1 protein-coding gene and 1 pseudogene are annotated in these 1230 nt (G+C 32.4%); both read right to left on the bottom strand.

Translation table 11 applies throughout. The annotated features are described in order from the left end of the window. Nucleotides 1-256 (bottom strand): annotated as a pseudogene (locus D1Z92_RS17045) (hypothetical protein); the annotation flags it as partial. A gap of 92 nt (nt 257-348) precedes the next feature. Further along, a partial coding sequence (locus D1Z92_RS17040) for an erythromycin esterase family protein (RefSeq protein WP_164931699.1) occupies nt 349-1230 on the bottom strand: 882 nt, incomplete at its 5' end.

The following is a 1230-nucleotide window of genomic DNA, read 5'->3' as shown; positions in this document are numbered from 1 at the left end:
AGCTTTCTCCAAGCATCACTATTCTTTTATCTTCAAGAACTTCTTTTAAAAACTCTAAATCACTGTAATCTGTACTGTCCAATGAAATAGATTGAATTTCATTCGTCTCGTTTACCTCGGATGTCTCTTCTTCATGATCTATAATGTTATTATCTTGTGTATCGTTTGCCCCTTGTTCTGTGCAGCTAGATAAAAGGACAACCACACATATTAATAGCATCGCATATAAACCTTTGGATATTGTTGAGTTTTTCATGTAACCATCTCCTATTCAACATTAGAACAAACTTATACTTGTCCAGTGAATGTATTGTGCAAACACTACTTCAACCAAACATGTTAAATGTTCTAATTATCTTTAACATAGTTTGACGAATTGACTTCTTCAATCAATATCAGACCATCATACTGTTCACTAGGTACAAATGTTTCTTCATATTCACCTGAACTCTTCCCTATAGCCTCACTATTCCACCAGTATGTATTATTTTCATCGTCCGCTATATCAATGTTTAAGAAAGCCACTGGATAATTAGGTTCATGGAGAAGGTGTTCAACAGAGTTACCCTTATGATTGCTATATACGGGCATAATAACACTTCTATCATCAGACATAGAATATCCACTGTACATATATAATCCAATGCCATACGCTTGTTCTTTTATTCTATCTGGTAATTGCTCTATCATATTTACCCTTTTATAGCTTTGTTTATCTACAGTCGATTCACTTTTCATTATATGAGCATTATGTGCCCATACAATAAATTTCTCGTCTGGATATACTTCTTCTAACAGCCATACTAAATTGTTTGACATCATTTCATCCCTTTTATTAGCTGCGTAACTATTAAAACCACTATTTTCAGAAAAATTTTCTTCCGTAAAATAATCCATCAAAGATGTAATTCTAAGATTAAAATATTCCACAACTAACTTGTTTACGTCTTCACTCCATCCTTTTGTTGCTGTTGTATGTAATGAAGTCCACTCATTCGATAATTTTTCATATTCTGCAATTAATACTTCTCGTTCATCTTTTTCTTTTTCAGAAAAACCAATACTGAATATACTATTTTCAAGTTCCTTAAGGTTTGTTTCCGCCTCCTGTACATTTTCTGCAAATGTAGCATCAAATTTAAGAAAATAATCATACAATAAATTATTCGTATGGGGCTGCATGTCAAATCCAGCAATTTGAATAGGATTAGAGGTGTTTTTTTGTTCTTT

It is taken from the genome of Longirhabdus pacifica, assembly GCF_004115085.1.
GTDB lineage: Bacteria > Bacillota > Bacilli > Paenibacillales > DSM-105158 > Longirhabdus > Longirhabdus pacifica.
The sequence above is the reverse complement of the archived record's forward strand: the minus strand, read 5'-3'. Positions and strand labels throughout refer to the sequence as shown.